This window comes from Microbaculum mangrovi (genome assembly GCF_051390635.1).
Taxonomy (GTDB): Bacteria; Pseudomonadota; Alphaproteobacteria; order Rhizobiales; family Tepidamorphaceae; genus Microbaculum.
In genome coordinates this window covers 394,090-419,159 of sequence record NZ_JBPODT010000004.1, presented here as the reverse complement: position 1 = coordinate 419,159, position 25,070 = coordinate 394,090, and the positions used below count along the sequence as shown (strand labels likewise).

The 25,070-nt window shown below is 66.0% G+C and carries 26 protein-coding genes; 14 read left to right on the top strand and 12 right to left on the bottom strand.

The window, feature by feature from the left end; translation table 11 throughout:
* Positions 1 to 2 precede the first annotated feature (2 nt).
* From nusA to ACSF9G_RS18675, 8 genes are all read left to right on the top strand, one after another.
* Entirely contained in the window at positions 3 to 1,640 is a 1,638-nt protein-coding gene (gene nusA / locus ACSF9G_RS18710) for a transcription termination factor NusA (RefSeq protein WP_436643639.1), read from the top strand.
* Between the two features lie 19 nt (positions 1,641 to 1,659).
* On the top strand, positions 1,660 to 2,346 hold the full coding sequence (locus ACSF9G_RS18705) for an RNA-binding protein (protein ID WP_436643638.1): 687 nt from the start codon (positions 1,660 to 1,662) through the stop codon (positions 2,344 to 2,346).
* Complete coding sequence (infB, locus tag ACSF9G_RS18700; protein ID WP_436643637.1) at positions 2,343 to 4,919, top strand: translation initiation factor IF-2; 2,577 nt, start codon at positions 2,343 to 2,345, stop codon at positions 4,917 to 4,919. Before ACSF9G_RS18705 ends, infB begins: the two co-directional genes overlap by 4 nt.
* 155 nt (positions 4,920 to 5,074) lie before the next feature.
* Entirely contained in the window at positions 5,075 to 5,494 is a 420-nt protein-coding gene (rbfA, locus tag ACSF9G_RS18695) for a 30S ribosome-binding factor RbfA (RefSeq protein WP_436643636.1), read from the top strand.
* On the top strand, positions 5,484 to 6,452 hold the full coding sequence (gene truB, locus ACSF9G_RS18690; protein WP_436643635.1) for a tRNA pseudouridine(55) synthase TruB: 969 nt from the start codon (positions 5,484 to 5,486) through the stop codon (positions 6,450 to 6,452). The genes rbfA and truB overlap by 11 nt, the downstream gene beginning before the upstream one ends.
* A 34-nt stretch (positions 6,453 to 6,486) precedes the next feature.
* The gene (gene rpsO, locus ACSF9G_RS18685; RefSeq protein WP_261615700.1) at positions 6,487 to 6,756 is read left to right on the top strand and encodes a 30S ribosomal protein S15; all 270 of its coding nucleotides are present in this window, start codon (positions 6,487 to 6,489) and stop codon (positions 6,754 to 6,756) included.
* 166 nt (positions 6,757 to 6,922) lie between these two features.
* Positions 6,923 to 9,055: a polyribonucleotide nucleotidyltransferase gene (gene pnp / locus ACSF9G_RS18680; protein ID WP_436643634.1), complete on the top strand. Its 2,133-nt coding sequence runs from the start codon at positions 6,923 to 6,925 to the stop codon at positions 9,053 to 9,055.
* Positions 9,056 to 9,248: 193 nt separating this feature from the next.
* Positions 9,249 to 10,277: a GGDEF domain-containing protein gene (locus ACSF9G_RS18675; protein WP_436643633.1), complete on the top strand. Its 1,029-nt coding sequence runs from the start codon at positions 9,249 to 9,251 to the stop codon at positions 10,275 to 10,277.
* 36 nt (positions 10,278 to 10,313) lie between these two features.
* Here ACSF9G_RS18675 and fabI read toward each other — a convergent pair whose 3' ends face one another.
* From fabI to fabA, 3 genes are all read right to left on the bottom strand, one after another.
* Complete coding sequence (gene fabI / locus ACSF9G_RS18670) at positions 10,314 to 11,153, bottom strand: enoyl-ACP reductase FabI (protein WP_436643632.1); 840 nt, start codon at positions 11,151 to 11,153, stop codon at positions 10,314 to 10,316.
* A gap of 41 nt (positions 11,154 to 11,194) precedes the next feature.
* Positions 11,195 to 12,418, bottom strand: a complete 1,224-nt coding sequence (gene fabB, locus ACSF9G_RS18665; RefSeq protein ID WP_436643631.1) for a beta-ketoacyl-ACP synthase I — start codon at positions 12,416 to 12,418, stop codon at positions 11,195 to 11,197.
* A 74-nt stretch (positions 12,419 to 12,492) separates the two neighbouring features.
* Positions 12,493 to 13,020: a 3-hydroxyacyl-[acyl-carrier-protein] dehydratase FabA gene (gene fabA, locus ACSF9G_RS18660; RefSeq protein ID WP_436643630.1), complete on the bottom strand. Its 528-nt coding sequence runs from the start codon at positions 13,018 to 13,020 to the stop codon at positions 12,493 to 12,495.
* 217 nt (positions 13,021 to 13,237) lie between these two features.
* On the opposite strand from fabA, the gene irrA reads away from it, so the two are divergent.
* Positions 13,238 to 13,693 carry an iron response transcriptional regulator IrrA gene (gene irrA, locus ACSF9G_RS18655; RefSeq protein WP_436644034.1) on the top strand — a complete coding sequence of 152 codons (456 nt, stop codon included), beginning with the start codon at positions 13,238 to 13,240 and terminating at the stop codon, positions 13,691 to 13,693.
* A 19-nt stretch (positions 13,694 to 13,712) separates the two neighbouring features.
* Here irrA and ACSF9G_RS18650 read toward each other — a convergent pair whose 3' ends face one another.
* Positions 13,713 to 14,279 (bottom strand): SH3 domain-containing protein, encoded by a 567-nt coding sequence (locus tag ACSF9G_RS18650; protein ID WP_436643629.1) that lies wholly within the window; start codon positions 14,277 to 14,279, stop codon positions 13,713 to 13,715.
* Positions 14,280 to 14,531: 252 nt separating this feature from the next.
* Between ACSF9G_RS18650 and ACSF9G_RS18645 the strand changes: the two genes are divergently transcribed.
* Positions 14,532 to 15,518 carry a 2-hydroxyacid dehydrogenase gene (locus tag ACSF9G_RS18645; protein WP_436643628.1) on the top strand — a complete coding sequence of 329 codons (987 nt, stop codon included), beginning with the start codon at positions 14,532 to 14,534 and terminating at the stop codon, positions 15,516 to 15,518.
* An 18-nt stretch (positions 15,519 to 15,536) separates the two neighbouring features.
* Positions 15,537 to 15,923, top strand: coding sequence for a VOC family protein (locus ACSF9G_RS18640; protein WP_436643627.1), 387 nt, complete (start codon positions 15,537 to 15,539; stop codon positions 15,921 to 15,923).
* Here the strand turns inward: ACSF9G_RS18640 and ACSF9G_RS18635 are convergent, their stop codons facing one another.
* A complete protein-coding gene (locus ACSF9G_RS18635; protein ID WP_436643626.1) occupies positions 15,924 to 16,559 on the bottom strand; it encodes a glutathione binding-like protein in 636 nt (211 codons plus the stop codon).
* 74 nt (positions 16,560 to 16,633) lie between these two features.
* Here ACSF9G_RS18635 and ACSF9G_RS18630 point away from each other — a divergent pair, with 74 nt between their 5' ends.
* The 3 genes from ACSF9G_RS18630 (at position 16,634) to ACSF9G_RS18620 (ending at position 18,076) form a co-directional block, all read left to right on the top strand.
* Entirely contained in the window at positions 16,634 to 17,266 is a 633-nt protein-coding gene (locus ACSF9G_RS18630; RefSeq protein ID WP_436643625.1) for a TetR/AcrR family transcriptional regulator, read from the top strand.
* Between the two features lie 63 nt (positions 17,267 to 17,329).
* Positions 17,330 to 17,641 carry a TM2 domain-containing protein gene (locus ACSF9G_RS18625; RefSeq protein ID WP_436643624.1) on the top strand — a complete coding sequence of 104 codons (312 nt, stop codon included), beginning with the start codon at positions 17,330 to 17,332 and terminating at the stop codon, positions 17,639 to 17,641.
* 150 nt (positions 17,642 to 17,791) lie between these two features.
* On the top strand, positions 17,792 to 18,076 hold the full coding sequence (locus ACSF9G_RS18620) for a YMGG-like glycine zipper-containing protein (RefSeq protein ID WP_261615688.1): 285 nt from the start codon (positions 17,792 to 17,794) through the stop codon (positions 18,074 to 18,076).
* Positions 18,077 to 18,114: 38 nt separating this feature from the next.
* On the opposite strand, the gene moeB is transcribed toward ACSF9G_RS18620, so the two are convergent.
* The 7 genes from moeB to ubiE all read right to left on the bottom strand — a co-directional run bounded on the left by moeB (position 18,115) and on the right by ubiE (position 25,046).
* Positions 18,115 to 18,861: a molybdopterin-synthase adenylyltransferase MoeB gene (gene moeB / locus ACSF9G_RS18615; RefSeq protein WP_436643623.1), complete on the bottom strand. Its 747-nt coding sequence runs from the start codon at positions 18,859 to 18,861 to the stop codon at positions 18,115 to 18,117.
* A 40-nt stretch (positions 18,862 to 18,901) separates the two neighbouring features.
* A complete protein-coding gene (locus ACSF9G_RS18610) occupies positions 18,902 to 19,642 on the bottom strand; it encodes a DUF2259 domain-containing protein (RefSeq protein ID WP_436643622.1) in 741 nt (246 codons plus the stop codon).
* A 127-nt stretch (positions 19,643 to 19,769) separates the two neighbouring features.
* A complete protein-coding gene (gene cysK, locus ACSF9G_RS18605; RefSeq protein ID WP_436643620.1) occupies positions 19,770 to 20,753 on the bottom strand; it encodes a cysteine synthase A in 984 nt (327 codons plus the stop codon).
* A 214-nt stretch (positions 20,754 to 20,967) separates the two neighbouring features.
* On the bottom strand, positions 20,968 to 21,414 hold the full coding sequence (gene dut / locus ACSF9G_RS18600) for a dUTP diphosphatase (RefSeq protein ID WP_436643619.1): 447 nt from the start codon (positions 21,412 to 21,414) through the stop codon (positions 20,968 to 20,970).
* Between the two features lies 1 nt (position 21,415).
* Positions 21,416 to 22,618: a bifunctional phosphopantothenoylcysteine decarboxylase/phosphopantothenate--cysteine ligase CoaBC gene (gene coaBC / locus ACSF9G_RS18595; RefSeq protein ID WP_436643618.1), complete on the bottom strand. Its 1,203-nt coding sequence runs from the start codon at positions 22,616 to 22,618 to the stop codon at positions 21,416 to 21,418.
* A gap of 70 nt (positions 22,619 to 22,688) precedes the next feature.
* Positions 22,689 to 24,257 (bottom strand): 2-polyprenylphenol 6-hydroxylase, encoded by a 1,569-nt coding sequence (ubiB, locus tag ACSF9G_RS18590; RefSeq protein ID WP_436643617.1) that lies wholly within the window; start codon positions 24,255 to 24,257, stop codon positions 22,689 to 22,691.
* 12 nt (positions 24,258 to 24,269) lie between these two features.
* Positions 24,270 to 25,046 carry a bifunctional demethylmenaquinone methyltransferase/2-methoxy-6-polyprenyl-1,4-benzoquinol methylase UbiE gene (gene ubiE, locus ACSF9G_RS18585; RefSeq protein ID WP_436643616.1) on the bottom strand — a complete coding sequence of 259 codons (777 nt, stop codon included), beginning with the start codon at positions 25,044 to 25,046 and terminating at the stop codon, positions 24,270 to 24,272.
* Between the last annotated feature and the right edge of the window lie 24 nt (positions 25,047 to 25,070).

Here is a 25,070-nt window from a genome sequence, read left to right as displayed (position 1 = left end):
AAATGGCGACGGCTGTTAGTGCCAACAGGCTCGAGCTTCTGCAGATCGCAGACGCGGTGGCGCGCGAAAAGGTTATCGATCGGCAGATCGTCATTTCGGCGATGGAAGACGCCATCCAGAAAGCAGCCCGCTCGCGCTACGGCAGCGAGACCAACATCAAGGCCGAGATCAACTCGAAGACTGGCGAGATCAGGCTGACCCGCCTGCGCGAGGTGGTCGAGACGCTTGAGAATCCCGCCGCCGAGATTTCCGTCGAGGACGCCCGCGAGCGCAATCCGGCCGCCCAGGTCGGGGACTTCATGTCCGAGCCGCTTCCGCCCCTCGACTTTGGCCGCATCGCCGCCCAGTCGGCCAAGCAGGTCATCGTGCAGAAGGTGCGCGAGGCCGAGCGCGAGCGCCAGTACGACGAATACAAGGATCGCATCGGCGATGTCGTCAACGGCGTCGTCAAGCGCGTGGAGTACGGCAACGTCATCGTCGACCTTGGCCGCGCCGAGTCGATCATCCGCCGCGACGAGCTGATCCCCCGCGAGACGTACCGTCCCGGTGACCGCGTCCGCGCCTATATCTACGACGTGCGCTCGGAGCAGCGCGGACCGCAGATCTTCCTGTCGCGCACGCATCCGCAGTTCATGGCGAAGCTGTTTGGTCAGGAAGTGCCGGAGATCTACGACGGCATCATCGAGATCAAGTCGGTCGCCCGCGATCCCGGATCGCGCGCCAAGATCGCCGTGATCTCCAACGACTCCTCGATCGATCCGGTCGGCGCCTGCGTCGGCATGCGCGGCAGCCGCGTCCAGGCCGTCGTCAACGAGTTGCAGGGCGAGAAGATCGATATCATTCCGTGGTCGCCGGAGGCCGCGAGCTTCATCGTCAACGCGCTGCAGCCCGCCGAGGTGGTCAAGGTGGTGCTCGACGAGGATGCCGAGCGCATCGAGGTGGTGGTGCCCGACGATCAGCTGTCGCTGGCCATCGGCCGTCGCGGCCAGAACGTCCGCCTCGCCTCGCAGCTCACCGGCTGGGATATCGACATCCTCACCGAGCAGGAGGAGTCGGAGCGCCGGCAGAAGGAGTTCGCCGAGCGCACCGATATGTTCATGGAAGCGCTTGACGTCGACGAGGTCGTCGCCCAGCTGCTGGTTTCCGAGGGCTTCTCCAGCGTCGAGGAAGTCGCGTATGTGCCGCTCGACGAGGTCGCCGGTATCGAAGGCTTCGACGAGGAGACGGCCGAGGAAATCCAGCTTCGCGCCAAGGAATATCTGCAGCGTCTCGAGGAAGAGCTGACGGCCAAGCGCCGCGAAATCGGTGTCGAGGACGCGCTGGCCGAGGTGCCGGGCGTGTCGACCGCGATGCTGGTTGCGCTCGGCGAGAACGACGTCAAGACGGTCGACGATCTGGCCGGTTGCGCCACCGACGACCTGACCGGCTGGTTCGAGCGCGTTGACGGCGAGAGCAAGCGCTTCGCGGGCTTCCTTGATGGTTTCGACCTGTCGCGCGAGGAAGCGGAGGCGATGATCATGGCTGCCCGTCTCAAGGCAGGATGGGTCTCCGAGGCCGATCTCGCCGCGATGCAGGAAGAGCCGGCCGAGGAAGGCGCCGAAGTGGAGGCCGAGGAGGATAACGCTGGCGAATCGGTTTGATGCGCGTGAAGCGGACACGGTGGTCGACGATGTCGCCGCCGATGAGGCCGACGCGGGCCCGCGAGACCGGGCGCCGCAGCGTCGTTGTATCGTCACGCGTCGGTCGCTGCCGGTCGATGACCTGATCCGGTTCGCGCGCGCGCCGGATGGGTCGGTCGTTCCCGATTTGCGTCGCCGGCTTCCCGGCCGCGGCGTTTGGGTGTCGGCGGACCGGCGGGTGGTCGCGGAGGCCGCGCGCAAGAAGCTGTTTTCCCGGGCGTTCCGGGCGGAGTCGCGGACTTCCGACGACCTCGCAGACAACGTCGGGATGCAGATGAAGGACTTGGCGCTCGGTCGGTTGGGACTGGAGCGCAAGGCCGGTCGGCTGGCGGTCGGATTCGCCGAAGTCGACGCGATGCTGCGAGGCGGCCGCGCCGCACTCGTGCTGCACGCCTCCGACGCGGCCGCGGACGGCTTACGCAAGCTCGATCAGGCGGCGTACGCGGGGGCCAGGGCCGGTGCTGAGACGCCCTATCGATGTCGGGCGTTCACCTCGGCGGAAATGAGTTTGGCCTTAGGCCGTGGGAATGTGATACATGCTGCCCTTGAGAAGGGCGGCGCCAGTGGCGCGGTGATCGCGCGTTGCCGCCTTGTAGACCGCTATTTTGGCGAAGTCGAAGGGGCGGCGGACCTGTCACCGGACGAATTCGCAGGAAGGACCGAATGAGCGACACGAAGCAGCCGGACGACAAGACGCTGACGCTTGGCGGGCGCAAGACGCTCAGCCTGCGCCGCACGGTCGAGTCGGGCACGGTCAGGCAGAACTTTCCGCGTGGCCGATCAAAGCCGGTTCTTGTCGAGAAGAAGAAGCGCCGCACCATCGTGGGTGGCGCCGAGGCGGAAGCGCAGGCACCCGAGCCCGCGCCGGTACAGGAGGCGCCTAAGCCGGAGCCTGAGAAGGCGGCCGCACCCGCGCCCGCACCCAAGCCCGCGCCGGCCGAAGCTGCGCGCGGCGGTGTCGTACTGCGCACTCTGACCAACGAGGAGAAGGGCGCCCGCGCCCTCGCGCTCGCCGAGGCGAAGGTTCGCGAGGAGGAGGAGCGCCGCGTCGCCGAGAGCGAAGCCAAGCGCCGTGCCGCCGACGAGGAGCGCCTGAAGAAGGAACGCGAGGAGACGGAGAAGCGCCAGCTCGAGGAAGAAACGCGACTCAAGGCCGAGGAAGAGGCTCGCGAGCAGGCCGAGCAGGAAGCAAAGAAGCGGGTGCCGGAAGCAGCGACGCCCGCGGCGGCGGCGGCGCCTGCGCCGGCCGCGCCCACGCGCGAAGCCCGGGCGGCCGAGGAGGCAGCCGAGGCCGCCAAGGCCAAGCGCAAGGCGGCCGAGCAGAAGCCGGTGCGCCGCGGCGAGGAACGTCGGCGCGGTCGTCTCACCATTTCGAACGCCCTCGACGAGAACGAACGCAACCGCTCCCTGGCCGCGATGCGTCGCCGCCGCGAGCGCGAGAAGCGCGCCGCCGGGCCGCGTGAGCCGGGCGAGAAGATCGCACGCGAGGTGATTCTGCCCGAGACGATCACCATCCAGGAGCTCGCCAACCGCATGGCCGAGCGCGCGGTCGATGTGATCAAGCTGCTCATGCAGCAGGGCCAGATGCTCAAGATCAACGACATCATCGATGCCGATACGGCTGAAATCATTGCCACGGAGATGGGCCATATGGTCAAGCGCGTCTCCGAGGCCGATGTCGAGGAAGGGCTGTACGGCGAGGACGACAATCCCGCCGACATGAAGGCCCGTCCGCCGGTGGTCACCATCATGGGCCACGTCGACCACGGCAAGACGTCGCTGCTCGACGCGATCCGTGAGGCCAACGTGGTCTCCGGTGAGGCCGGCGGCATCACGCAGCATATCGGCGCCTATCAAGCCAAGGCGCCCGACGGCCAGGTCATCACCTTCATCGACACGCCGGGCCACGAGGCCTTCACCTCGATGCGTGCCCGCGGCGCCAAGGTCACCGACCTCGTCGTGCTGGTCGTTGCCGCCGATGACGGCGTCATGCCGCAGACGATCGAGGCGATCAATCACGCCCGCGCCGCGGAAGTTCCGATCATCGTGGCGATCAACAAGATCGACAAGCCGGAAGCCGACCCGAGCCGCGTGCGCACCGATCTCCTGCGCCAGGATATCGTCGTCGAATCGATGGGCGGCGACACGCTCGAGGTCGAGGTTTCGGCGCTCAAGCACCTGAACCTGGAGAAGCTGCTCGAGGCTATCCAGCTTCAGGCCGAGGTTCTGGAGCTCACGGCCAATCCGGACCGTCCCGCCGAAGGCATCGTCATCGAGGCGAAGCTCGACAAGGGTCGCGGTCCGGTCGCCACCGTGCTCGTTCAGCGCGGCACTCTGAATGTCGGCGACATCCTCGTGTGCGGCGCCGAATCCGGCAAGGTCCGCGCCTTGGTCGACGACCACGGCCGCAGCGTCCAGTCCGCCGGTCCCGCGACCCCGGTTGAGGTGCTCGGTCTCGACGGCACGCCGGAGGCCGGCGATCGCTTCGCCGTCGTCGATTCGGACGCGCGTGCCCGCGAGATCAGCGATTATCGCCAGCGCAAGAAGCGCGAGCGCCTGCAGGCGCGCGGCGGCGGTGCCAAGACCTCGCTGGAACAGATGATGTCCCAGCTCAAGGAGCAGGGACGTGCCGAGTTCCCGCTGGTGCTCAAGGCCGACGTGCAGGGCTCTGCCGAAGCAATCGTTGCTGCCCTCGACAAGCTCGGCACCGACGAAGTCGGCGCCCGGGTTCTGTCGTCCGGTGTCGGTGGCATCACCGAATCCGACGTGACGCTGGCGGCCGCCTCCAACGCGGTCATTCTCGCCTTCAACGTCCGCGCCAACCGGCAGGCCCGCGAGGCAGCCGAGCGCGACGGGGTCGAGATCCGCTACTACAACGTCATCTACCACCTGGTGGACGACGTGAAGGCGGCGATGTCGGGTCTGTTGTCGCCGACGTTGCGCGAGGAGATGCTCGGCAATGCGGAGATCCTCGAGGTGTTCAACATCTCCAAGGTCGGCAAGGTCGCCGGTTGCCGCGTCACCGACGGTGTCGTTCAGCGTGGTGCCAGTGTCCGCCTGATCCGCGACGATGTCGTCATCCACGAGGGCAAGCTGTCGACGCTCAAGCGCTTCAAGGACGAGGTTCGCGAGGTCAAGGCCGGTCAGGAATGCGGCATGGCCTTCGAGAACTACCAGGACATGCGTTCCGGCGACGTGATCGAGTGCTACACCGTCGAAGAGATCCAGCGCACGCTGTGATCGAACGCTAGATGAGTCCGGCGCGGTCCAAGCCCGCGCCGAACCGTCGAGGATTACGTGATGACATCAGCTAGTCGCCGGGCGTTTGGCCCGGTTCCCGCGCCGTTGCTTCGGCGCGCTGCGAGGCGCTTTTCGCCGGAAGCGGAGGGGTGCCGATGAGCCGCCGCCAGTCTCACGCCGCCGGCCAGGGACCGAGCCAGCGCCAGCTTCGCGTCGGCGAGATGCTGCGCCATGCGCTGGCGCAGGTCCTTCAGCGCGGCGATATCTCCGACCCGGTGCTGGAGACAGCCGTGGTAACCGTGCCGGAAGTGCGCGTGACGCCTGATCTGCGCCATGCGATCTGCTACGTCATGCCGCTCGGCGGCCAGCATGTCGACGAAGTCGTCAAAGCGCTGGAGCGCCACAAGAAATTCCTGCGCGGCGAACTCGCCCGCAAGGTCACGCTGAAATACATGCCCGACCTGCGCTTCGAGATCGATCGCAGCTTCGAGGAAGGCGACCGCATCGATCAGTTGCTGCGCAGCCCCGAGGTCGCCCGCGATCTCGACAGGCCCGACGACGAGGATGCCGACTGATGGGGGCGATCGTCTGATGGGACAGCGCAGGCGCGAATCCAACGTCCACGGCTGGCTGATCCTCGATAAGCCGGTCGGCTTGACCTCGACCCAAGCCGTATCGCGGCTGAAACGTCTGTTCGGCACCCGCAAGGCCGGTCATGCCGGCACCCTCGATCCGCTCGCTTCCGGCTGCCTTCCGGTTGCCTTCGGCGAAGCGACCAAGACCGTGCCCTACGTCGTCGACGGGCTGAAGGTCTATCGCTTTGCGGTGCGTTGGGGCGTGGAGACCGATACGGACGATTCGGAAGGAAAAGCCGTCGAAACGTCGGAAATCCGACCCTCCGATGCCGAAATCGACGCGGCGCTGCCGCGTTTCGTCGGGCTAGTGGAGCAGGTCCCGCCGCGATACTCGGCCATCAAGATCGCCGGCGAGCGCGCCTATGACCTCGCCCGCGAGGGCGAGGAGGTCGAGCTGAAGGCGCGCCAGGTCGAGATTATCCGTCTGGAGCGCGTCGGCCCGACGGCCAACGACGAGACCGAATTCGAATGCGAATGCGGCAAGGGCACCTATGTGCGTGCGATCGCCCGCGATCTCGGCCGCCTGCTTGGCAGCCGCGGCCACATCGTCGCGCTGCGTCGCCTCGCCGTCGGACCCTTCGACGAGGAGGACATGATTCCTCTGGATAAACTGGAGGAGTTGTGCGATAGAGCCCCCGGCCAAGATGATCCCTGCGGGGAGAACCTGGCCGATTTCCTACGACCGGTCGAGACCGCGCTGGACGACATCCCGGCGCTGGCCATCAGCCGGTCGGACGCAACCCGCCTCAGGAATGGACAAGCGGTGTTGCTGCGCGGGCGGGATGCACCCGTGCTGAGTGGTCTGGCTTACGCGACGACGCAAGGACAGCTTGTCGCCCTCGTCGAGGCGGACCGCGGCGAGTTGCACCCGAAGCGCGTGTTCAACCTGCCCGGTTAGGAGCCGGGCGCAACGATTTGGAGACGATGTCGCTATGTCGATTACTGCCGAACGCAAGCAGGAACTGATCAAGGAATACGCCAAGGGCTCCGCCGACACCGGCTCGCCCGAGGTTCAGGTTGCGATCCTCACCGAGCGCATTTCCAACCTGACCGAGCATTTCAAGACGCACAAGAAGGACAACCATTCCCGGCGCGGGCTCCTGAAGCTCGTTTCGCAGCGCCGCCGGCTCCTCGACTACGTGAAGGCGAAGGACGAGGCACGCTATCGGGAACTCATCGAGCGTCTCGGCATCCGCCGCTGACGTTCTCTTTCGCGGCGGCTTAAGGCCGCCGCGCACCACCCCGGAGGCTTGGTGGCCATGGGGAGGATAGCCGGACGCTTCACCTCCGGACGTTTTCGGGCACGAAGCGCCCCGCCATCTTGCCCATGGCTCGCCCTGCATCCCACGAGCCATGAGGCACATAGGTATGTTTGATATCCATCGCGAAGAAATTGAATGGGGCGGCCGCACGCTGATCCTGGAGACGGGCAAGATGGCCCGCCAGGCCGACGGCGCGGTTTTCGCCAAGTATGGCGACACCACCGTGCTCGCCACGGTCGTCGCCGCCAAGGAGCCCAAGCCCGGCATCGACTTCCTGCCGCTGACCGTCCACTACCAGGAAAAGTACTACGCGGCCGGCAAGATCCCCGGCGGCTACTTCAAGCGCGAAGGCCGACCGACCGAGAAGGAGACGCTGGTCTCCCGCCTGATCGACCGGCCGATCCGCCCGCTGTTCGTCGAAGGCTTCCGTTGTGACACCCAGGTCATCGCGACCGTCCTGTCGCATGACCTCGAGAACGATCCCGACATGGTGGCGATGGTCGCCGCCTCCGCCGCCCTGACGTTGTCCGGCGCTCCGTTCATGGGCCCGATCGGCGCCGCCCGCGTCGGCTACATCAACGGCGAGTACGTGCTCAACCCGCAGCTCGACGAGATGCCGGAATCGACGCTCGATCTGGTCGTCGCCGGCACTGCCGACGCCGTTCTGATGGTCGAGTCCGAGGCCCAGGAGCTGCCCGAGGACATCATGCTTGGCGCCGTCATGCACGGCCACAAGGGCTTCCAGCCCGTCCTCGAGGCGATCATCCGCCTTGCCGAGCGCGCCGCCAAGGAGCCGCGCGACTTCGCCGCCGCCGACAATTCGGATCTCGGGGCGAAGGTTGCCGAGATCGCCGGCCAGGGCCTTGCCGCCGCTTACAAGATCGCGGCCAAGACCGAGCGCCAGGACGCCGTGGCCGCGGTCAAGGACATGGTCATGGCGACGCTCTGCCCTGACGACGCCGCCGATGGCGAAGTCCACGACAAGCAGAAGGTCGCCGACGTCTTCAAGAAGCTCGAGAAGAAGATCGTGCGCGGCTCGATCATCGAGACCGGCCATCGCATCGACGGCCGCGACCTGAAGACCGTTCGCCCGATCGTCGCCGAGGTCGGCCTGTTGCCGCGTACCCACGGCTCGGCGCTGTTTACCCGCGGCGAGACCCAGGCGCTGGTCGTCGCCACGCTCGGCACCGGCGAGGACGAGCAGTTCGTCGACTCGCTGTCCGGCACCTACAAGGAGCGGTTCCTGCTCCATTACAACTTCCCGCCCTACTCCGTGGGCGAGACGGGCCGCATGGGCGGCGCCGGTCGCCGCGAGATCGGCCACGGCAAGCTCGCCTGGCGGGCGATCCATCCGATCCTGCCGGACCACGCCGAGTTCCCCTACACCCTGCGCGCCGTCTCGGAGATCACCGAGTCGAACGGCTCGTCCTCCATGGCCACCGTATGCGGCACCTCTCTGGCGCTGATGGATGCCGGCGTGCCGCTCAAGCGGCCGGTCGCCGGCATCGCCATGGGCCTTATCCTCGAGGAGGGCGGCCGTTACGCGGTTCTGTCCGATATCCTCGGGGACGAGGACCATCTCGGCGACATGGACTTCAAGGTGGCCGGCACCGACGCCGGCATCACCTCGCTGCAGATGGACATCAAGATCGCCGGCATCACCGAGGAGATCATGCAGATCGCCCTCGATCAGGCCAAGGGCGGACGCATGCACATCCTCGGCGAGATGGCCAAGGCCATCACCCAGGCGCGGCCGGAACTCGGCGAGCATGCCCCACGCATTGAGGTGATCACTATTCCGGTCGACAAGATCCGTGAAGTGATTGGCTCCGGCGGCAAGGTGGTCCGCGAGATCGTCGAGAAGACCGGCGCCAAGATCGACATCAGCGACGACGGTACGATCAAGGTCGCCTCGTCGGACGGAAAGGCGATCAAGGCGGCGCTCGACTGGATCAAGTCGATCGTGGCCGAGCCGGAAGTCGGCGCCATCTATCGCGGCAAGGTCGTGAAGGTCGTCGACTTCGGCGCCTTCGTGAACTTCTTCGGTCCGCGCGACGGCCTCGTCCACATCTCCCAGCTCTCCAAGGGCCGTCCGGAGAAGGTCACGGACGTGGTCAAGGAAGGCGACGAGGTCTACGTCAAGCTGGTCGGCCTCGACGATCGCGGCAAGGTCCGCCTGTCGATGAAGGTCGTCAATCAGGAGACCGGCGAAGAGGACGATGCGGGCCAGGCGGCCTGATCTCCGACCCCCGGATTACCGCTTGGAACGGCCCTGTGGATAACCACGGGGCCGTTTCTTTTTAAGCCGGCTCAGCCGGTTAGAGAGCTGATTAAAAAGCTGAATAATTCTTTCAGAGCCCCGCAAGGGCTCGCACCATTAGGTTGCGAAGATCACCGCGATGTTCGTGTGGTCTTTATGCAGAGGGATTGCGATGCCTGCGTCGCAACTGGGTGCTGACCGGAATGGCCCGCGTGAGCTGGGGTTCTACCGGTTTTTGAACGGCCTCTCATGGCCTGGAACCTATCTCGGCCGCCTGCTGCTCGTCTGTACGGTCGCGCTGAGCGTGCCTCTGTTTGCGAGTCTCGGTCTGGTTGTATTTCTGGATGACTGGCCGATCGAGATGACGAGTATCTTCGCCGCCGCGCTTGTCGGCGATGCCGTCGGCATCTGCATCATGTTTCTCGGCCTGCGGATGGCGATGGCGCCGTTCCGGATTTCGCTCGACGCATTGAACGCCTATCGCCGCGACCGCCGCTTGCCGTTGCTCCCGGGGTACTACGACGACGAGCCCGGCCGGCTCATGCGAGAGATCGGGCGCACCATCCTGTCGGCGGAAATGGTTCGCGCCGATCTCCTGCACCGCGCAGAAACCGACCCGCTGACCGGCGTGGCCAATCGCCGGCGCTTCCTCCGGCGCGGCGTTCGCGATCTGGCCGGCGCGCGCCGAAGCGGCGAGGCGCTGTCGCTGGTCATCCTCGACATTGACCGCTTCAAGGGGATCAACGACACCCACGGCCACGCCGCCGGCGACGAGGTTCTGAAGCGGCTTGCCGGATTGCTGTCATCCGCGCTGCGCAGCCGCGACTCGCTGGCGCGTATCGGTGGCGAGGAGTTCGCGATCATGCTGCCCGACACCTCGCTGGCCGACGCGGTGGCGATCGCCGAGCAGTTGCGCCATCGAATGACTTCGCTGCCGATGCCCCTGCTCGGCGGTGCCGTGATAACCGCCAGCTTCGGGGTCACCGCGGCGGAGCGTGACGACGCGGATATCGAAGCGCTGATGCGCCGCGCCGACAGGGCGCTCTACGATGCCAAGCGGAGCGGTCGCAACGCCGTCGCCTGCCGGCCGACGATTGCCCCGGACGGGACGATGGCGGATGAAACCGTCCCGGACCCGGTACAGGTTGCCGCGATCCCGGGCCGTGGCGGCAAGACCGAGGTCGTTTGGATCGTGGACTGAGCTAGCCGAGGACGGCCCCTGCGGGGCCGGAGCCGATTATTCGGCGGCCTTCAGGTTTTCCGTGTCGCCGTTGCCGAGATCGGCCTTCATGTCTTCCGGCTTGGGCATGGAGACCACATGGAACCCGGAGTCGACGAAATGGACCTCGCCGGTCACCCCGGCCGATAGCGGCGACAGCAGATAGAGCGCCGATCCGCCGACGTCCTCGATGGTCGTCGCCCGCCGCAGCGGCGCGTGCGCCTTGTGGAAATTGTACATCCGCCGCGCGTCGGTGATGCCCGCGCCTGCCAGCGTGCGCACCGGGCCCGCCGAGATTGCGTTGACGCGGACGCCCTGCGGGCCGTAGTCGGCGGCCAGATACCGGACGCTCGCCTCCAGCGCGGCCTTCGCGACGCCCATCACGTTGTAGTTCGGCATCACGCGGGTCGATCCCGCATAGGTGAGTGTCAGCAGCGATCCGCCGTTCGGCATCATTGCCGCGGCCCGATTGGCGATCTCGGTGAAGGAGAAGCACGAAATCACCATCGTGCGCACGAAGTTCTCGCGCGTCGTGTCGGCGTAGCGGCCCTTGAGCTGCGCCTTGTCGGAGAAGGCGACGGCATGAACCACGAAGTCGAGGCTGTCCCACGCCGTCTGCAGCTCGGTGAAAACCGCATCGACGGTCGCGACATCCTCGACGTCGCAGGGCAGTACCAGATTGGCGCCGACCGACTCCGCCAGCGGGCGGACCCGCCGTCCGAAGGCCTCACCCTGATAGGTGAAGGCGAGCTCGGCACCCTGGCCGGCCAGTGCCGTCGCGATGCCCCAGGCGATGGAATGGTCGTTCGCCACTCCCATGATCAGGCCGCGCTTTCCGGCCATCAGCCCGTTGCTCATCGGTGGTCCTGCCTTTCCGGCTGTGTTTCTTGAGGCGTCCCTCAGCCGTCGAGACGGCGGAACACGAGGGTCGCGTTGGTGCCGCCGAAGCCGAAGCTGTTCGACAGCACGGTATTGATGGCTGCATTGTCGCGCCGCTCACGAAGGATCGGCATGTCTGCGAACTCCGGATCGAGCTCCTCGATATTCGCGGATTCGCACATGAAGCCGTTGTTCATCATCAGGAGCGAATAGATGGCTTCCTGGACACCCGCGGCACCCAGCGAATGGCCGGTCAGCGACTTGGTGGCGGAGATCGGCGGGCATTTGTCGCCTGACCCGAAGATATTGCGGATCGCGGCGATCTCGGGCCCGTCGCCCGCCGGCGTCGAGGTCGCGTGCGGGTTGATGTAGTCGACCGGCTCCTTGAGATCGGCCATCGCCATGCGCATGCAGCGCTCTCCGCCCTCGCCCGAAGGTGCGACCATGTCGTAGCCATCGGAAGTGGCGCCGTATCCGGCAAGCTCGGCATAGATCCGGGCCCCGCGCGCCTTGGCGTGCTCGAGCTCCTCCAGGACAAGCACGCCGGCGCCGCCGGCGATGACGAAGCCGTCACGATTGACGTCATAGGCCCGCGACGCCGTCTGCGGTGTGTCGTTGTACTTCGACGACATGGCGCCCATCGCGTCGAACAGCATCGACAGCGACCATTCGAGTTCTTCGCAGCCGCCGGCGAACATGACGTCCTGCTTGCCCCACTGGATCATTTCCGCGGCGTTGCCGATGCAGTGCGACGAAGTCGCGCAGGCGGAGGAGATCGAGTAGTTGATGCCCTTGATCTTGAACCAGGTGGCAAGCGTCGCCGACGCGGTCGACGACATCGCCTTCGGCACGGCGAACGGCCCGATGCGCTTCGGGCCCTTTTCGCGGGCGATATCGGCGGCTTCGATCAGGGTGCGCGTCGACGGGCCGCCCGAGCCCATGATGATGCCCGTGCGCTCGTTGCTGATCTCGCTGTCCTCGAGGCCGGACTCGCGGATCGCCTGGTCCATCGCGACGTGGTTCCAGGCCGTGCCGGCGCCGTGGAAGCGCATCGCCCGGCGATCGACCAGTTCGGTCGGATCGAGCGTCGGCGCGCCGTGAATCCGGGATCGGAAACCGAGCCGCTCGTAATCGTCGGCCTTGACGATTCCCGATTTGGCCTCGCGCAGCGACGCAACCACTTCCTGGGTGGTATTGCCGATGCTCGAGACGATCCCCATGCCGGTGACAACTACGCGTCTCATGGCAGCCTCTTGAAAAACAATCTTGTATCGCGTGTGCGACTAGTTCCGAAATCAGGCGATTTTCCGCCGCCTGATTACGGCGCCGCGCTTTCCGACTCCGCGGTGAACAGTCCGACGCGCAGATCGAGCGCCTCGAAAACCGTCTCCCCGTCCGCCTTGACCCAGCCGTCGGCGATTCCGAGCGTCAGCCTGCGACGGATCACCCGTTTCAGGTCTACGCCGTATTCGACGACCTTGTTGGTCGGCAGGACCATGCCGGAGAACTTGACGCTGCCTGTCGACAGCGCGCGTCCGCGGCCCGGCGCTCCGGCCCAGCCGAGGAAGAAACCGACCATCTGCCACATCGCGTCGAGCCCCAGGCAGCCCGGCATCACCGGATCGCCTTTGAAATGACACGGGAAGAACCACAGGTCGGGCCTGATATCGAGCTCGGCGCGGACCGCACCCCTGCCGTGCTCGCCGCCGTCCTCGGAAATGGACGAGATGCGGTCGAACATCAGCATCGGCGGCAGCGGCAGCTGCGCGTTCCCGGGGCCGAAAAGTTCGCCCCGCCCGCAGGCGAGCAGGTCGTCGTAGTCGTAACTGGACCGCCGTTCGGTCATTCGCCTCACTCTTTTTTCTGAATGCCATTCCGTTTGCGCCGAACGGCAGCGACGTCACCTGGTTTGTCCCCGAACGCCGGAGGCTTAACTAACATAGCTTCTTCGGCCTCGAAAGGGCGCGAAAGACCATTATTCCGGAACGTTCCGGCGCTTGCCGATACTAGGCGCCTTACGTATATTGGTAGCGAATGCAACGAATTGTCGGATCATCTTGATGATGAACGGAAGACCGTCGGACGACCCGCACGCGGGCGCACCGAAGCGCGAGCGCGAAGTCACCGAACTGCTTCGCCGGGCCGGCCTGCGCCCGACGCGCCAGCGCTTGTCGCTGGGCGCGCTTCTATTCGACGGTGTCGACCGCCACGTGACGGCGGAAATGCTGCATGAACAGGCCATTCGTGCCTCGGTTCCGGTGTCGCTGGCAACCGTCTACAACACGCTGCACCAGTTCACCCATGCCGGTCTGCTGCGCGAGGTCGCGGTCGATGGCGCGAAGTCATACTTCGACACGAATACCCGCGATCACCATCACTTCTATCTCGAAGACGAAAACCGGCTGATCGATATCGCCGGCGGCAGCATCGCGGTGACCGGCCTGCCGGATACGCCTGAAGGTATGGAGATCACCCACATCGATGTCGTCGTACGGGTGAAGCAGGCGGCCAAGCGCTGAACGGGCGTCGGAAATCCGCCTAATCGACGATTTCCTTGGGGTAGACGCCCCATAGCATCTCCTGCGCGATCCAGCCGGTGACGCCGTTTACCGTGACGCGGCACCACGTGCCGTCGCATTTGTTGAGGTCGACCAGAACCTTCGGCTCGACGAGCGCGGCCAGGCCGCCGTTCTCGCCGGGATTGCGCCGCAGTGCCAGCGTGTCTTCCTCGGACCACGGCGCGACGATGGCCGTGCGCCGCCCCGATAGCAGCGAATGGAATATCCAGCCTTCCGCGCCCTCGCTGTCGCGGATTCGCCGCCAGTTCTCGTATTCGGCGACGATTTCGACCGGAAGCCCCGCCTTTGCGAAGATCCAGGCAACGCGGTGGTCCTGTCCGGGCCCCGCGCGCACGTTGATCCTGTCGGATTTCAGGCTGACGAAGCGCGGAAGCGGCAGGCCGCTCGGGCCAGTCTGGGTGGTCGCTGCCTGGATGCCGGATGGCGCGCCCGCGTCCGCCGCTGCATGGGCGTGCGGGACCGCGAAGCTCAGGAATCCGACGAGGCAGAGGACCGCAAGGCGCTCACGAACCGGTAGGGCGTTCATATTTGTTCCGATGGCATCCCCAGCGCCCCGATGGCATCCGCTGCGCCGAGGCGTATGCACATAAATCACGCCATTTCGAAGTCAACGGGACAGGACGCCGCGCCGATCTGCTTTGTGTTTGCCGGACCGTCTGCTAGAGAGTCCGCGAAGTCCGCCCGATTCCCCGGACCGATCCCTATCACCATCGTGGTAAACGACCGGTGAACCGGGGTGCGGGGGATAAAATGAGCATCGAGAGGGAGATCGTCGCCCATGCCAAAGACGCGACCGCACGTCATCGTCACGCGCAAGCTGCCGGACGTTGTCGAGACGCGGATGCGCGAATTGTTCGATGCCCGCCTCAATCTGGACGACCGGCCGATGAGCCAGGCCGAATTGATCGAGGCGGTGCGCGACGCCGACGTGCTCGTGCCGACGGTGACCGATCGCATCGACGCCGCAGTGCTCACCCAGGCCGGCCCGCGGCTGAAACTCGTCGCCAACTACGGTAACGGCGTCGACAATATCGACGTGGAGACCGCCACGAACCGGGGCATTGCCGTCACCAATACGCCGGGCGTCCTCACCGAGGACACCGCCGACATGACCATGGCGCTGATTCTCGCCGTGCCGCGCAGGCTGGCGGACGGCATCCGGGTCATGGAAACGGGCGAGTGGAAGGGGTGGTCGCCGACCTGGATGCTCGGCCATCGCATCAACGGCAAGCGGCTCGGCATTGTCGGCATGGGCCGGATCGGACAGGCCGTGGCACGGCGCGCGCGCGCCTTCGGCATGCAGATCCACTACCACAACCGCCGACGCGTCCCCACGGCAGTCGAGGACGAGCTGGAGGCGACCTACTGGGACAGCCTCGACCAGATGCTTGCCCGCATGGACGTTATCTCGGTCCATTGCCCGCACACGCCGGCGACATATCACCTTCTGTCGGCGCGCCGGCTCAAGCTGCTGCGCCCGGAGGCCTATATCGTCAACACCGCGCGCGGCGAGGTCATCGACGAGAATGCGCTGGCACGCATGCTGGAGGCCGACGAACTCGCCGGTGCCGGCCTGGACGTGTTCGAGCACGAGCCGTCGGTCAATCCGAAGCTCGCCAGGTCGGACAAGGTGCTGCTTCTGCCGCACATGGGATCGGCGACGATCGAGGGCCGCGTCGACATGGGCGAAAAGGTCATCATCAACATCAAGACCTTCGCCGACGGCCATCGGCCGCCGGACCGCGTCCTGCCTTCGATGCTCTAGCCGGGTGGAGGCGCGGCCGTGCTCGACCACGTCTCCATAACCGTTTCAAGCATCGATCGGGCAGAAAGCTTCTACGACGCGGTTTTCGGCGCCCTCGGCGTTCCCAAGGTCGTCAGCGAGCCGAACCGGCTCGGCTACGGCCAGCGCGCGGGCGCGGACCATCCCGACAGAACCTACCTGTCGATCCGCGTCGGCGAAGCCGGCCGGGTCCAGGGACGCCATTGGGCGTTCAAGGCCGGCAGTCGCGCCGACGTCGATGCGTTCCATGCCGCGGGCCTGGCCGCCGGCGGCCGCGACGAGGGCGCGCCGGGCCTGAGGCCGCACTATCACGAAAGCTACTACGCGGCGTTCCTGCGCGATCCCGACGGAAACCGCATCGAAGCGGTTTGCCATCTGCCCGATTGATCACGCCGCTCCCTGCCGGGCCGTCTGCGCCTCGTAGAGCGGGTATTCCTCGGCGAGCGCCTTGGCGACCGCCGGGCGTGCGCGCATGCGCGAGACATAGGCCTTGAGCGCGGGCCATCGGTCGAGATCGATCCCGACCGCCCGCGTCCAGCCCAGAACGGTGGTGAGATAGGCGTCGGCCACCGTGAACCGATCGAGCAGGAACTCCCGGCCGGAAAGGTGCTTGTCCGCGTAATCGAACCGCTTTTCGGCGACATGGAGCGCGAAGGCTTTCGCCCCCTCGTTGCTGTCCGGCGAGAACAGCGGATAGAAGATCGCCTTGTGCAGCTCTGTCGTGATGAAGTTCAGCCACTGCTGCAGGCGGTAGCGTTCCAGTCCGGATTTCGGCGCCAGGCCCGCGTCCTCGTTGAGATCGGCGACATATTGCAGGATGGCGGAGGTCTCGGTCAGCTGCTCGCCGGAATCGGTACGCAGCATCGGAACCTGCCCCATCGGGTTTACGGCGTAGTAGTCGGAACCGTCCTCGATCTTTTTCGAGAGACGGTCGACGCGGATATAGTTGGCGGGCGTATCGGATTCGTAGAGGGCGATGCGGGTGGCGAGCGAGCAGGCGAGCGGCGAGAAGTACAGATCCATGGGGGTGATCCTCCGTGATTTGATTTTTGTACCGTATCGTATGAAAATTGGTAGCGGCAAGGATTAATTGCGAAATGGTACAAAATAAGCCCGCAAAGCGCGGACGGCCGCGCGCATACGATCCCGACGCGGCGCTGGCCCGGGCGCGGGACGTTTTCTGGACGCACGGCTTCGCGGCCACATCCCTCGACGAGTTGAGCGTGGCGACGCAGATGAACCGGCCGAGCCTCTACGGCGCCTTCGGCGACAAACGGGCCTTCTACCGGACCGTGCTGGAACGCTACCGGGAGCAGATGCGGGACAAAGTCCGGCTGGCGCTTGCCCCCGATGGCTCTCTTAGAGAGGCTCTGACGCGGCTCTTCGGCTTCTATCTCGCGGTCTATTTCCCGGAAGATGGCCAGCCGCGCGGGTGCTTCATGATTTCAACCGGTGTGCCGGAGGCGGCGACCGACCCGGACATTCGGCAGCTGCTTGCCGAGACATTCCGCGGCTTCGACCGGATGCTTGAGAAACGGATCGTGAAAGCCGTCAGCGACGGGGAGTTGCCGGCCGATACGGACTGCGCGACACTTGGCCGGATGGTCGCGTCGGCCGTCGGCTACATCGCGATCCGCTCGCGCCTCGGCGAAAGCCGCGACCTGCTCGAGTCCTTCGCCGCGGCCACAGTCGATCACGTCTGCGGTAAGCCTGCGCCGGCAGGCGCGTGACCTTGCATCGGCGCACCTGGGCACGCACATAACGGCAAGGACAATGAACCAATCAGGATTGTCATGACCGATACGAGCCAGTCCCGCCAGATGATGGAATACGACGCCCTGTCGAAATCGGCGGTGCTGGCCTACATCCTGTGGTTCTTTCTCGGCTTTCTCGGCGCCCACAGGCTGTATTCCGCCCGTGTGCTGTCGGGCATTCTGCAGTTTCTGCTGTGGGGCCTCGGATGGCTGACCATGTGGATCCTGATCGGCTGGGTGTTCTGGGCCATATGGGCACTGTGGTGGGTGATCGACGCAGTATTGATTCCGGGCTGGATCCGCGACTACAATCTGACGGTTGCGCGCCGGCTTTCAACGCGCGCGACCTGACTAGGTTTTATGTCCCGACAAGTCCCGATTTCACGCAGCCGGGACTTTTCTGCCCCCAATCCCGCTGCTTTTTGGAACCAACCTGCCGCTTGTTTCTTCTATAACAGGTGGCCTTCAATATCGCATGGCAGCGAAGAGGAGAACGAATTCATGTGGAAACTGCCTGCCATCGTCTTGTCGACGGCTCTGCTTGCCGCCTGCCAGACCACGCCCCAGGAGCGCGGTGCGCTCACCGGCGGCGCGATCGGTGCGGGAACGGGTGCGGTCGCCGGTGCGATCATCGGCGGTTCGGCGTCCAGCGCAGCGGTCGGCGCCGCGATCGGTGGCGCGACCGGCGCCATCATCGGCGCCGTCGCCAATCGCCCTGGCTATTGCTATGCCCGCGACCGTTACGGGAACCGCATCGTCGTCGAATGCCCGCCGGGCTACTACTGATCTAGTCCTGAACAGGATCCCGGCGATCGGGTACGGCGCTAGCCGGCGCTGTATCCGATCGTCTCGACGCGCATGGACATGCCGTCGAACAGCATGAGCCGGCCGATCAACGGCTCGCCGACACCGGCGATCAGCTTGATCACTTCCAGCGCCATTATCGATCCGATGACACCTGGCAGCGCGCCGAGGATTCCCGCTTCCGCGCAGGTCGGCAGCATGCCGTCCGGCGGCGGCGCGGGGAAAAGGTCGCGATAGCTCGGATTGGGACGGTCATCCTTGCCGATCTCGTAGGGCTTCAGGGTCGTGACCGAGCCGTCGAATCGACCGACTGCCGCGGAAACCAGCGGCCGCCGCCACGCCGCGCAGGCATCCGCCGCCGCATACCGCGTGGCGAAATTGTCCGACCCGTCGGCAACGATGTCGAAGCCGCAGACGAGCCCGGGCGCGTTGTCGGGCGTGATCCTGAGCGCGTAGGTCTCCACCTCGACATGCGGGTTGATCCGCTTGATCGCCGCCGCCGCGCTGTCGACCTTGGCCGTTCCGATCGCGTCCGTGTCGTGGATCACCTGCCGCTGCAGGTTCGACAGGGCCACCGTGTCGTCGTCGACGATGCCCAGCGTACCGACGCCGGCGGCGGCGAGATACAGCAGGAGCGGCGCGCCCAGGCCGCCGGCACCGATGACGAGGACGCGGGCACGCTTCAGCTTCTGCTGGCCCGGCCCGCCGATCTCGGCAAGCACGATGTGCCGCGCATAGCGCTCCAGTTCCTCATCGCTGAGTTTCATCGGCACGAGCATCGGCTGGCGTTGGCCCTCCTGAAATTGCCTACTGCGGCAGGTCTCCGGTGACGACAAGGAACCGTCGCTGCGGTCCCTCGAAGCCCGGCTGGAATATGCTCAAGACGACGGCGACCTTTTCCGCCGGATAGCCGTCGGGCACGGTCACCGCGTCGATCCGGTAGGTGATCGGGCAGCCGCGCGATTGCGGGATCTGCTCGTCTTCGTGCAACACCGTCTCGGTGTTGGTCACGAGATTCCTGAGCGTCAGGCGAAAGCCCTTCGGCTTGTCGCCAATATAGGTTTCGCAGGCCTCGTCGGGAGTTTCGGCATCGTAGATCTCGAGGCCGGCATTGTAGCGCCGGTCGATGTCGCGCAGCGGGTTGGCGGGAAACGGCTCGCCGAAATCGACGCTGACCGGATCGGCACCCAGTTCGCCGAGCGGATTGGCGGCAAGCGTCATCGCCCGGTCTTCCACCGCGAACTGATCGAGTATCGGCGCTGCCTGCTGACGGGCCTGCGCGCGCGCTGCCGATAGCGCTGCCGTCTCCTCGTTGATACGCACCCGGACCGGTGATCCGGGCACCCAGGAATCCGTATCCGTATTGACGACGTAGATATTGGCATAGGGGAAGCCGGAGCCGTCCTGAACGCCGAATTCCTCGAACGCGAAGACGCCGCCATTGGAGGAGAAACCGAGGATGCGATGCTCCGCGATGTCGCCGGCCTCAGCCGTCGCGACACTGGACAGTAGCGCTAGAACAAGGCCAATTCGCGCGCTCGAACTCATGGCGCAGCCTCCTTCGCCTCCGTCCCTGGCGAAAACGATAGGCCAAAAAAACCGCCGAACCAAGTATTCCATCCGCCGGCAGCAATGCGGGGTTGCCGCCGGCAAACGGGTTCGCGGAATGCTCGAATCAGAGGCCCTCGAACAGCACCGTCGAGAGGTAGCGCTCGGCGAACGACGGGATGATGATCACCACGTTCTTGCCGTCCATTTCCGGGCGTGAGGCCACCTTGAGCGCCGCGGCGACGGCCGCACCCGACGAGATACCGACCGGAATGCCTTCGGTCCGGGCGACTTCGCGCGCGGTCTCGACGGCTTCCTCATTCGAAACCTGGACGACCTCGTCGATCACGTCGCGGTCGAGGACGTCCGGGATGAAGCCCGCGCCGATGCCCTGAATCTTGTGCGGGCCGGGCTCGCCGCCGGACAGGACCGGGCTCGCCTCGGGCTCGACGGCGACGATGTGCAGGTCCGGCTTGCGCGGCTTCAACACCTGGCCGACGCCGGTGATGGTGCCGCCGGTGCCGATGCCGGAAACGAACACGTCGATCTCGCCGTTGGTATCGTTCCAGATCTCCTCGGCCGTCGTCTTGCGGTGGATCGCCGGGTTCGCCGGATTCTGGAACTGCTGCGGGATCACCGAATTGGAGATCTCCTTGTGCAGCTCTTCGGCACGCGCGATCGCGCCCTTCATGCCTTTCGGCCCTTCGGTCAGCTCAAGCTCGGCGCCGAGGAAGGCGAACATCTTGCGACGCTCCACCGACATCGTCTCGGGCATCACCAGGATCAGCCGGTAACCGCGCGCGGCGGCGACGAAGGCGAGCGCGATGCCGGTGTTGCCGGAGGTCGGCTCGATCAGCACGGTGTCCTTGTCGATCTTGCCCTCGGCCTCCAGCGCATCGATCATCGACACGCCGATACGGTCCTTGACGCTGGCGATCGGGTTGAAGAACTCGAGCTTGGCCAGCAGGTTGGCCTTCACGCCCTTCGCCTTGGCCAGCTTGTCCAGGCGCACCAGCGGGGTGTCGCCGATGGTGTCGGTGATGGAGTCGTAGATGCGGCCGCGACCGGGCTGGCGGTCGAGGTCCTGCTTGGGGGCGATGGCCTGGCTCATGATTGTGCTCCGTTGGCGTCTTGATGCGGCTGCCGCCGCTTACTCGTTGGACCGGTCCACAACGTAGTCGCCCCTCGGTTTCCCCGCGAGGCCCTGCGCATTCCAATTTGACCGGTATTACGGAATGCGCTCCTAGAAAACGATCGATTTCGAGAAAGCCAATTCTCTACGGCTGGCTGATTGCGCCTTCGGCGAAAATGCATTCCAGCCCGGATCAGCGTCCCGTCGAGCCGAAGCCGCCTTCGCCGCGGGCACTGTCGCTCAAGGCATCGGCTTCCACCAGCATTGCACGGGTCACCGGCGCGACGACAAGCTGGGCGATGCGGCTGCCCGGCTCTATCGCGAACGGCTCGGCGCCGAGATTGATCAGGATCACCTTCACTTCGCCGCGATAGTCGCTGTCGATCGTGCCGGGTGTGTTGAGCACGGTGATGCCGTTCCTGGCGGCAAGCCCCGAGCGCGGCCTGACCTGCCCCTCGTGGCCGTCGGGCAGTTCGAAGACGAGCCCTGTCGGTACCAGGGCGCGGCAGCCGGGTACCAGGTTCAGCGGTTCGGCGATCGCCGCGCGCAGGTCGAGGCCGGCGGCGCCGTCTGTTTCGTACGCGGGTAGCGGCAGATCGGTGCCGTGCGCCAGGCGCTTGATACGGACTGTGACGGTCATTCTAGCGGTGCGCCTTCAGGATCTCGGCGATGCGCGCGACAAGCCGCGCGGCGACTTCGGTTTTCGGCATGTCTTCCCAGCTCTCCACGTCGGCCGGCGAGACCAGATGTACGGTGTTGCGGTCGCCCCCCATGATGCCGGTGGCGTGCGAGACGTCGTTGGCGACGATCAGGTCGCAGCCCTTGCGCTGGAGCTTCGCCCTGGCGTGGTCGACCACCGTCTCGGTCTCCGCCGCGAACCCCACCACCAGCGTCGGCCGCAGCGTATGGTGCTGCGCGAGCGTCCGCAGGATGTCCGGATTTTCGACGAGAGCGAGTTCAGGGGCTTTCCTTTCGCCTTCCTTCTTCATTTTCTGGGCGCCTTCGCTGTCCGGCCGCCAGTCGGCGACCGCGGCGGCGCAGACGGCGACGTCGGCCGGCAGCGTCTCCTCGACGGCGGCCAGCATCTCGCGGGCCGTTTCCACATGGATCGTGGTCACGCCTTGCGGATCGGGGATCGATACCGGACCGCTGACGAGCGTCACCTGCGCTCCGGCGGCGGCCGCAGCCGCGGCGATCGCGTGTCCTTGTTTCCCCGAGGAGCGATTGGCGAGGTAGCGCACCGGGTCGATCGGCTCGTGGGTTGGCCCGGACGTGACGATCACCCGTTTGCCCGCGAGCGGCGTGTCGGCGGTCAGGATGGCTTCGATCGCCGCCAGGATCTCCGCGGGCTCCGCCATGCGGCCTTCGCCCGCTTCTCCCGATTCCGCCATCTCGCCACGGTTCGGTCCGACGAAACGAAGGCCGTCGTCCTTGAGCCGCTCGACATTGCGCCGGGTCGCCGGATGCGACCACATGCGCGGGTTCATGGCGGGCGCGACGAGCACCGGCTTGTCGGTGGCGAGCAACACCGCGCCGGCGAGGTTGTCGGTGATGCCGTTGGCGAGCTTCGCCAGCAGGTCGGCGGTCGCGGGTGCCACCACGACGAGATCGGCCTCGCGCGACAGGCGGATATGGCCGATTTCCGATTCCTCGTTGAGGGAGAACAGGTCGGTATAGACGGTGTCGGCGGACAGGCTGGCAAACGACAATGGCGTCACGAACTGTTGCGCGGCGTCCGTCATCACGCAGCGCACGGCGAAGCCCTTGTCGCGCGCCCGGCGCACGAGTTCGAGGCACTTGTAGGCGGCGATGCCGCCGCCGACGATGAGAAGGATGCGTTTCATCCGCTTCCCGTTGCGTTTCGGCCCGTCGGGTACAGTCTACCGGCCGGGCGCCTAACCTTCCATGTCGGTGTCACCACCACAATGCGGCGGCGATCGTCGCCAACGACAGGGCCGCGATCCAGAGCGCGACCCGTCCGGAGCGGGTACGCCGTGCTTCCTCCGCCGCGATCGCCTCGACGCTAACCCGGTCGAGATGGAAGCCGTCGCGCGCCATCGTCGCGAGACCGGCGGCGATCCGCTCGCCGCGAACCAGCAGTTCCGGCGCGGTCAGCAAAAGGCGACCGAGGTTGCCGGCCCCCTGCGCAGCCGAATGCAGCGCGCCCTCCGGCCCCAGGTTCTTCCGGATCCATTCGCCGACCACGGGCTCCGAGGTCGTCCACATGTCGAGTTCGGGATCGAGATGGCGGGCCACACCCTCGACAACGACCATCGTCTTCTGCAGCAGAAGCAGCTCCGGTCGTGTCTTCATGTCGAACAGCTCGGTCACCTCGAACAGCTGCGTCAGCAGCCGCGCCATCGAGATCTCGGAGGCGGTGCGGTCGCGCAGCGGTTCGCCGATCGCCCGCAGCGCCTGGGCGAAGTCGTCGACGGAATGAATGTCCGGCACGTAGCCCGCCTCGAAGTGCACTTCAGCCGTCCGGTGATAGTCGCGGCGGATGAAGCCCCAGAGGATCTCGGCCAGGAAGCGCCGTTCCTTCGGCCCGAGCCGGCCCATGATGCCGAAGTCGACGGCGACCAGATTGCCGTCGTCGTCGATGAACAGGTTCCCCGGATGCATGTCGGCGTGGAAGAAGCCGTCGCGCAGGGCATGGCGCAGGAACGACTGCATGACCAGCGCACCGAGGCGTTTCAGGTCGTGGCCGGCCTCCTCCAGCGCATCGCGGTCGGCGATCGGGATGCCGTCGATCCATTCGAGCGTCATCACCCGTTTGGCGCTGCGGCTCCAGTCGACCTTCGGCACGCGGAATCCCGGATCCTCGGCGGTGTTCTCCGCGATCTCCGAGATCGCGGCGGCCTCCATCCTGAGGTCCATCTCTATCGCCACCGAGCGGGCGAGGATCTCGACCGTATCGACAGGACGCAGCCGCCGGGCTTCGGGGTCGATGCGCTCGATGGTGTGCGCGGCGAAGAAGAAGGTATCGAGATCGCGGCGGAATCGCCTTTCGATGCCGGGCCGCAGCACCTTGACCGCGAGACTGCCGCCGTCGGCCTGTGCCTTGTGCACCTGGGCGATGGACGCCGCCGCGACGGGCGGGCCGAGCTCGTCGAAGGCGTCTTCGACCGGACGGCCGAGCGCCGCTTCGATCGCGCCGCGGGCAACCGCATCCGGGAAGGGCGGCAGACGGTCCTGGAGCTGCGACAGGTCGCCGGCGATAGCATCGCCGACCAGGTCGCGCCGGGTCGCCAGGAACTGGCCGAGTTTGATCCAGCTCGGTCCCAGGCGCGAAAAGGCGGCGGCAAGGCGGGCGTCCTGCGGATTGCGCCGCCCGACGATCGCCCCGATGGCGCGTCCGAGGCGAATCGCCATTGCCGGTCCGGCGGGCAGATCGGTCGGATCGACCAGCGCGAAGGCGCCCTCGCGGGTCAGCGCCCATCCCGCCCGGGCGAGCCGGCTCAGATGCACGATTGCGGAAAACACCGGACGCGACCTCTAGATCCGCCAGCCGGAATGCAGCACGGCGATGCCGCCCGAGAGCGCCCGCCACTGCACCCGATCGAAACCGGCCTCGCGGATCATATCTGCGAAGGTTTCGCGATCGGGGAAGCGGCGGATCGACTCGACCAGATAGCGATAGGAGTCCGCGTCGCCCGCCACGATCCTGCCCATGGCGGGAATCGCATTGAACGAATACAGGTCGTAGATCCTGTCGAGCATGGGCATCTCGACCTGGCTGAACTCGAGGCACAGGAACCGCCCGCCGGGCTTCAGCACCCGGTAGGCTTCCTTGAGCGCCAGGTCGATATGCGTGACGTTGCGGATGCCGAAGGCGATCGTATAGGCATCGAAGCTCGACCCGGGCAGTTCCGTGGCCTCGGCGTTTCCTTCCACGAACGTAAGGCGATCGGCAAGCCCGCGCTTTTCCGCCCGCGCCGCGCCCACGTCCAGCATGTTCGGATTGATGTCGAGAACGGTGATTTCGGCGGCCGGCGCCGCCTCGGCGATGCGGAAGGCGATGTCCCCGGTGCCGCCGGCGACGTCGAGCACCGACCAGCCGGCGCCGCCCCGGGGCGGATTGAGCCAGGCGATCATCGCGTCCTTCCAGAGCCTGTGCAGCCCCCCGGACATCATGTCGTTCATCAGGTCATAGCGCCGGGCGACCCGGTCGAACACCGCGTCGACCTTGCCCTGCTTCTCGTCCTCGCGGACGGATTCGAACCCGAAATGCGTGTCGCGGGCCATGCTCGCGTCTGTGCCTCGCCTGATCATGGCGCGGACCATAGCGCAAGCCCT

Bases quoted from the DNA above. Each gene is read 5' to 3' on its own strand.
- ACSF9G_RS18650 (WP_436643629.1), bottom strand. From the start codon at position 14,279: ATGAACGCCCTACCGGTTCGTGAGCGCCTTGCGGTCCTCTGCCTCGTC.
- cysK (WP_436643620.1), bottom strand. From the start codon at position 20,753: ATGAGCCAGGCCATCGCCCCCAAGCAGGACCTCGACCGCCAGCCCGGT.
- ACSF9G_RS18645 (WP_436643628.1), top strand. From the start codon at position 14,532: ATGCCAAAGACGCGACCGCACGTCATCGTCACGCGCAAGCTGCCGGAC.
- truB (WP_436643635.1), top strand. From the start codon at position 5,484: ATGCCGACTGATGGGGGCGATCGTCTGATGGGACAGCGCAGGCGCGAA.
- ACSF9G_RS18610 (WP_436643622.1), bottom strand. From the start codon at position 19,642: ATGAGTTCGAGCGCGCGAATTGGCCTTGTTCTAGCGCTACTGTCCAGT.
- fabA (WP_436643630.1), bottom strand. From the start codon at position 13,020: ATGACCGAACGGCGGTCCAGTTACGACTACGACGACCTGCTCGCCTGC.
- irrA (WP_436644034.1), top strand. From the start codon at position 13,238: ATGAACGGAAGACCGTCGGACGACCCGCACGCGGGCGCACCGAAGCGC.
- ACSF9G_RS18630 (WP_436643625.1), top strand. From the start codon at position 16,634: ATGGTACAAAATAAGCCCGCAAAGCGCGGACGGCCGCGCGCATACGAT.
- ACSF9G_RS18620 (WP_261615688.1), top strand. From the start codon at position 17,792: ATGTGGAAACTGCCTGCCATCGTCTTGTCGACGGCTCTGCTTGCCGCC.
- ACSF9G_RS18635 (WP_436643626.1), bottom strand. From the start codon at position 16,559: ATGGATCTGTACTTCTCGCCGCTCGCCTGCTCGCTCGCCACCCGCATC.
- coaBC (WP_436643618.1), bottom strand. From the start codon at position 22,618: ATGAAACGCATCCTTCTCATCGTCGGCGGCGGCATCGCCGCCTACAAG.
- infB (WP_436643637.1), top strand. From the start codon at position 2,343: ATGAGCGACACGAAGCAGCCGGACGACAAGACGCTGACGCTTGGCGGG.
- rbfA (WP_436643636.1), top strand. From the start codon at position 5,075: ATGAGCCGCCGCCAGTCTCACGCCGCCGGCCAGGGACCGAGCCAGCGC.
- moeB (WP_436643623.1), bottom strand. From the start codon at position 18,861: ATGAAACTCAGCGATGAGGAACTGGAGCGCTATGCGCGGCACATCGTG.
- fabI (WP_436643632.1), bottom strand. From the start codon at position 11,153: ATGAGCAACGGGCTGATGGCCGGAAAGCGCGGCCTGATCATGGGAGTG.
- rpsO (WP_261615700.1), top strand. From the start codon at position 6,487: ATGTCGATTACTGCCGAACGCAAGCAGGAACTGATCAAGGAATACGCC.
- ubiE (WP_436643616.1), bottom strand. From the start codon at position 25,046: ATGATCAGGCGAGGCACAGACGCGAGCATGGCCCGCGACACGCATTTC.
- fabB (WP_436643631.1), bottom strand. From the start codon at position 12,418: ATGAGACGCGTAGTTGTCACCGGCATGGGGATCGTCTCGAGCATCGGC.
- pnp (WP_436643634.1), top strand. From the start codon at position 6,923: ATGTTTGATATCCATCGCGAAGAAATTGAATGGGGCGGCCGCACGCTG.
- ACSF9G_RS18675 (WP_436643633.1), top strand. From the start codon at position 9,249: ATGCCTGCGTCGCAACTGGGTGCTGACCGGAATGGCCCGCGTGAGCTG.
- ACSF9G_RS18625 (WP_436643624.1), top strand. From the start codon at position 17,330: ATGACCGATACGAGCCAGTCCCGCCAGATGATGGAATACGACGCCCTG.
- dut (WP_436643619.1), bottom strand. From the start codon at position 21,414: ATGACCGTCACAGTCCGTATCAAGCGCCTGGCGCACGGCACCGATCTG.
- nusA (WP_436643639.1), top strand. From the start codon at position 3: ATGGCGACGGCTGTTAGTGCCAACAGGCTCGAGCTTCTGCAGATCGCA.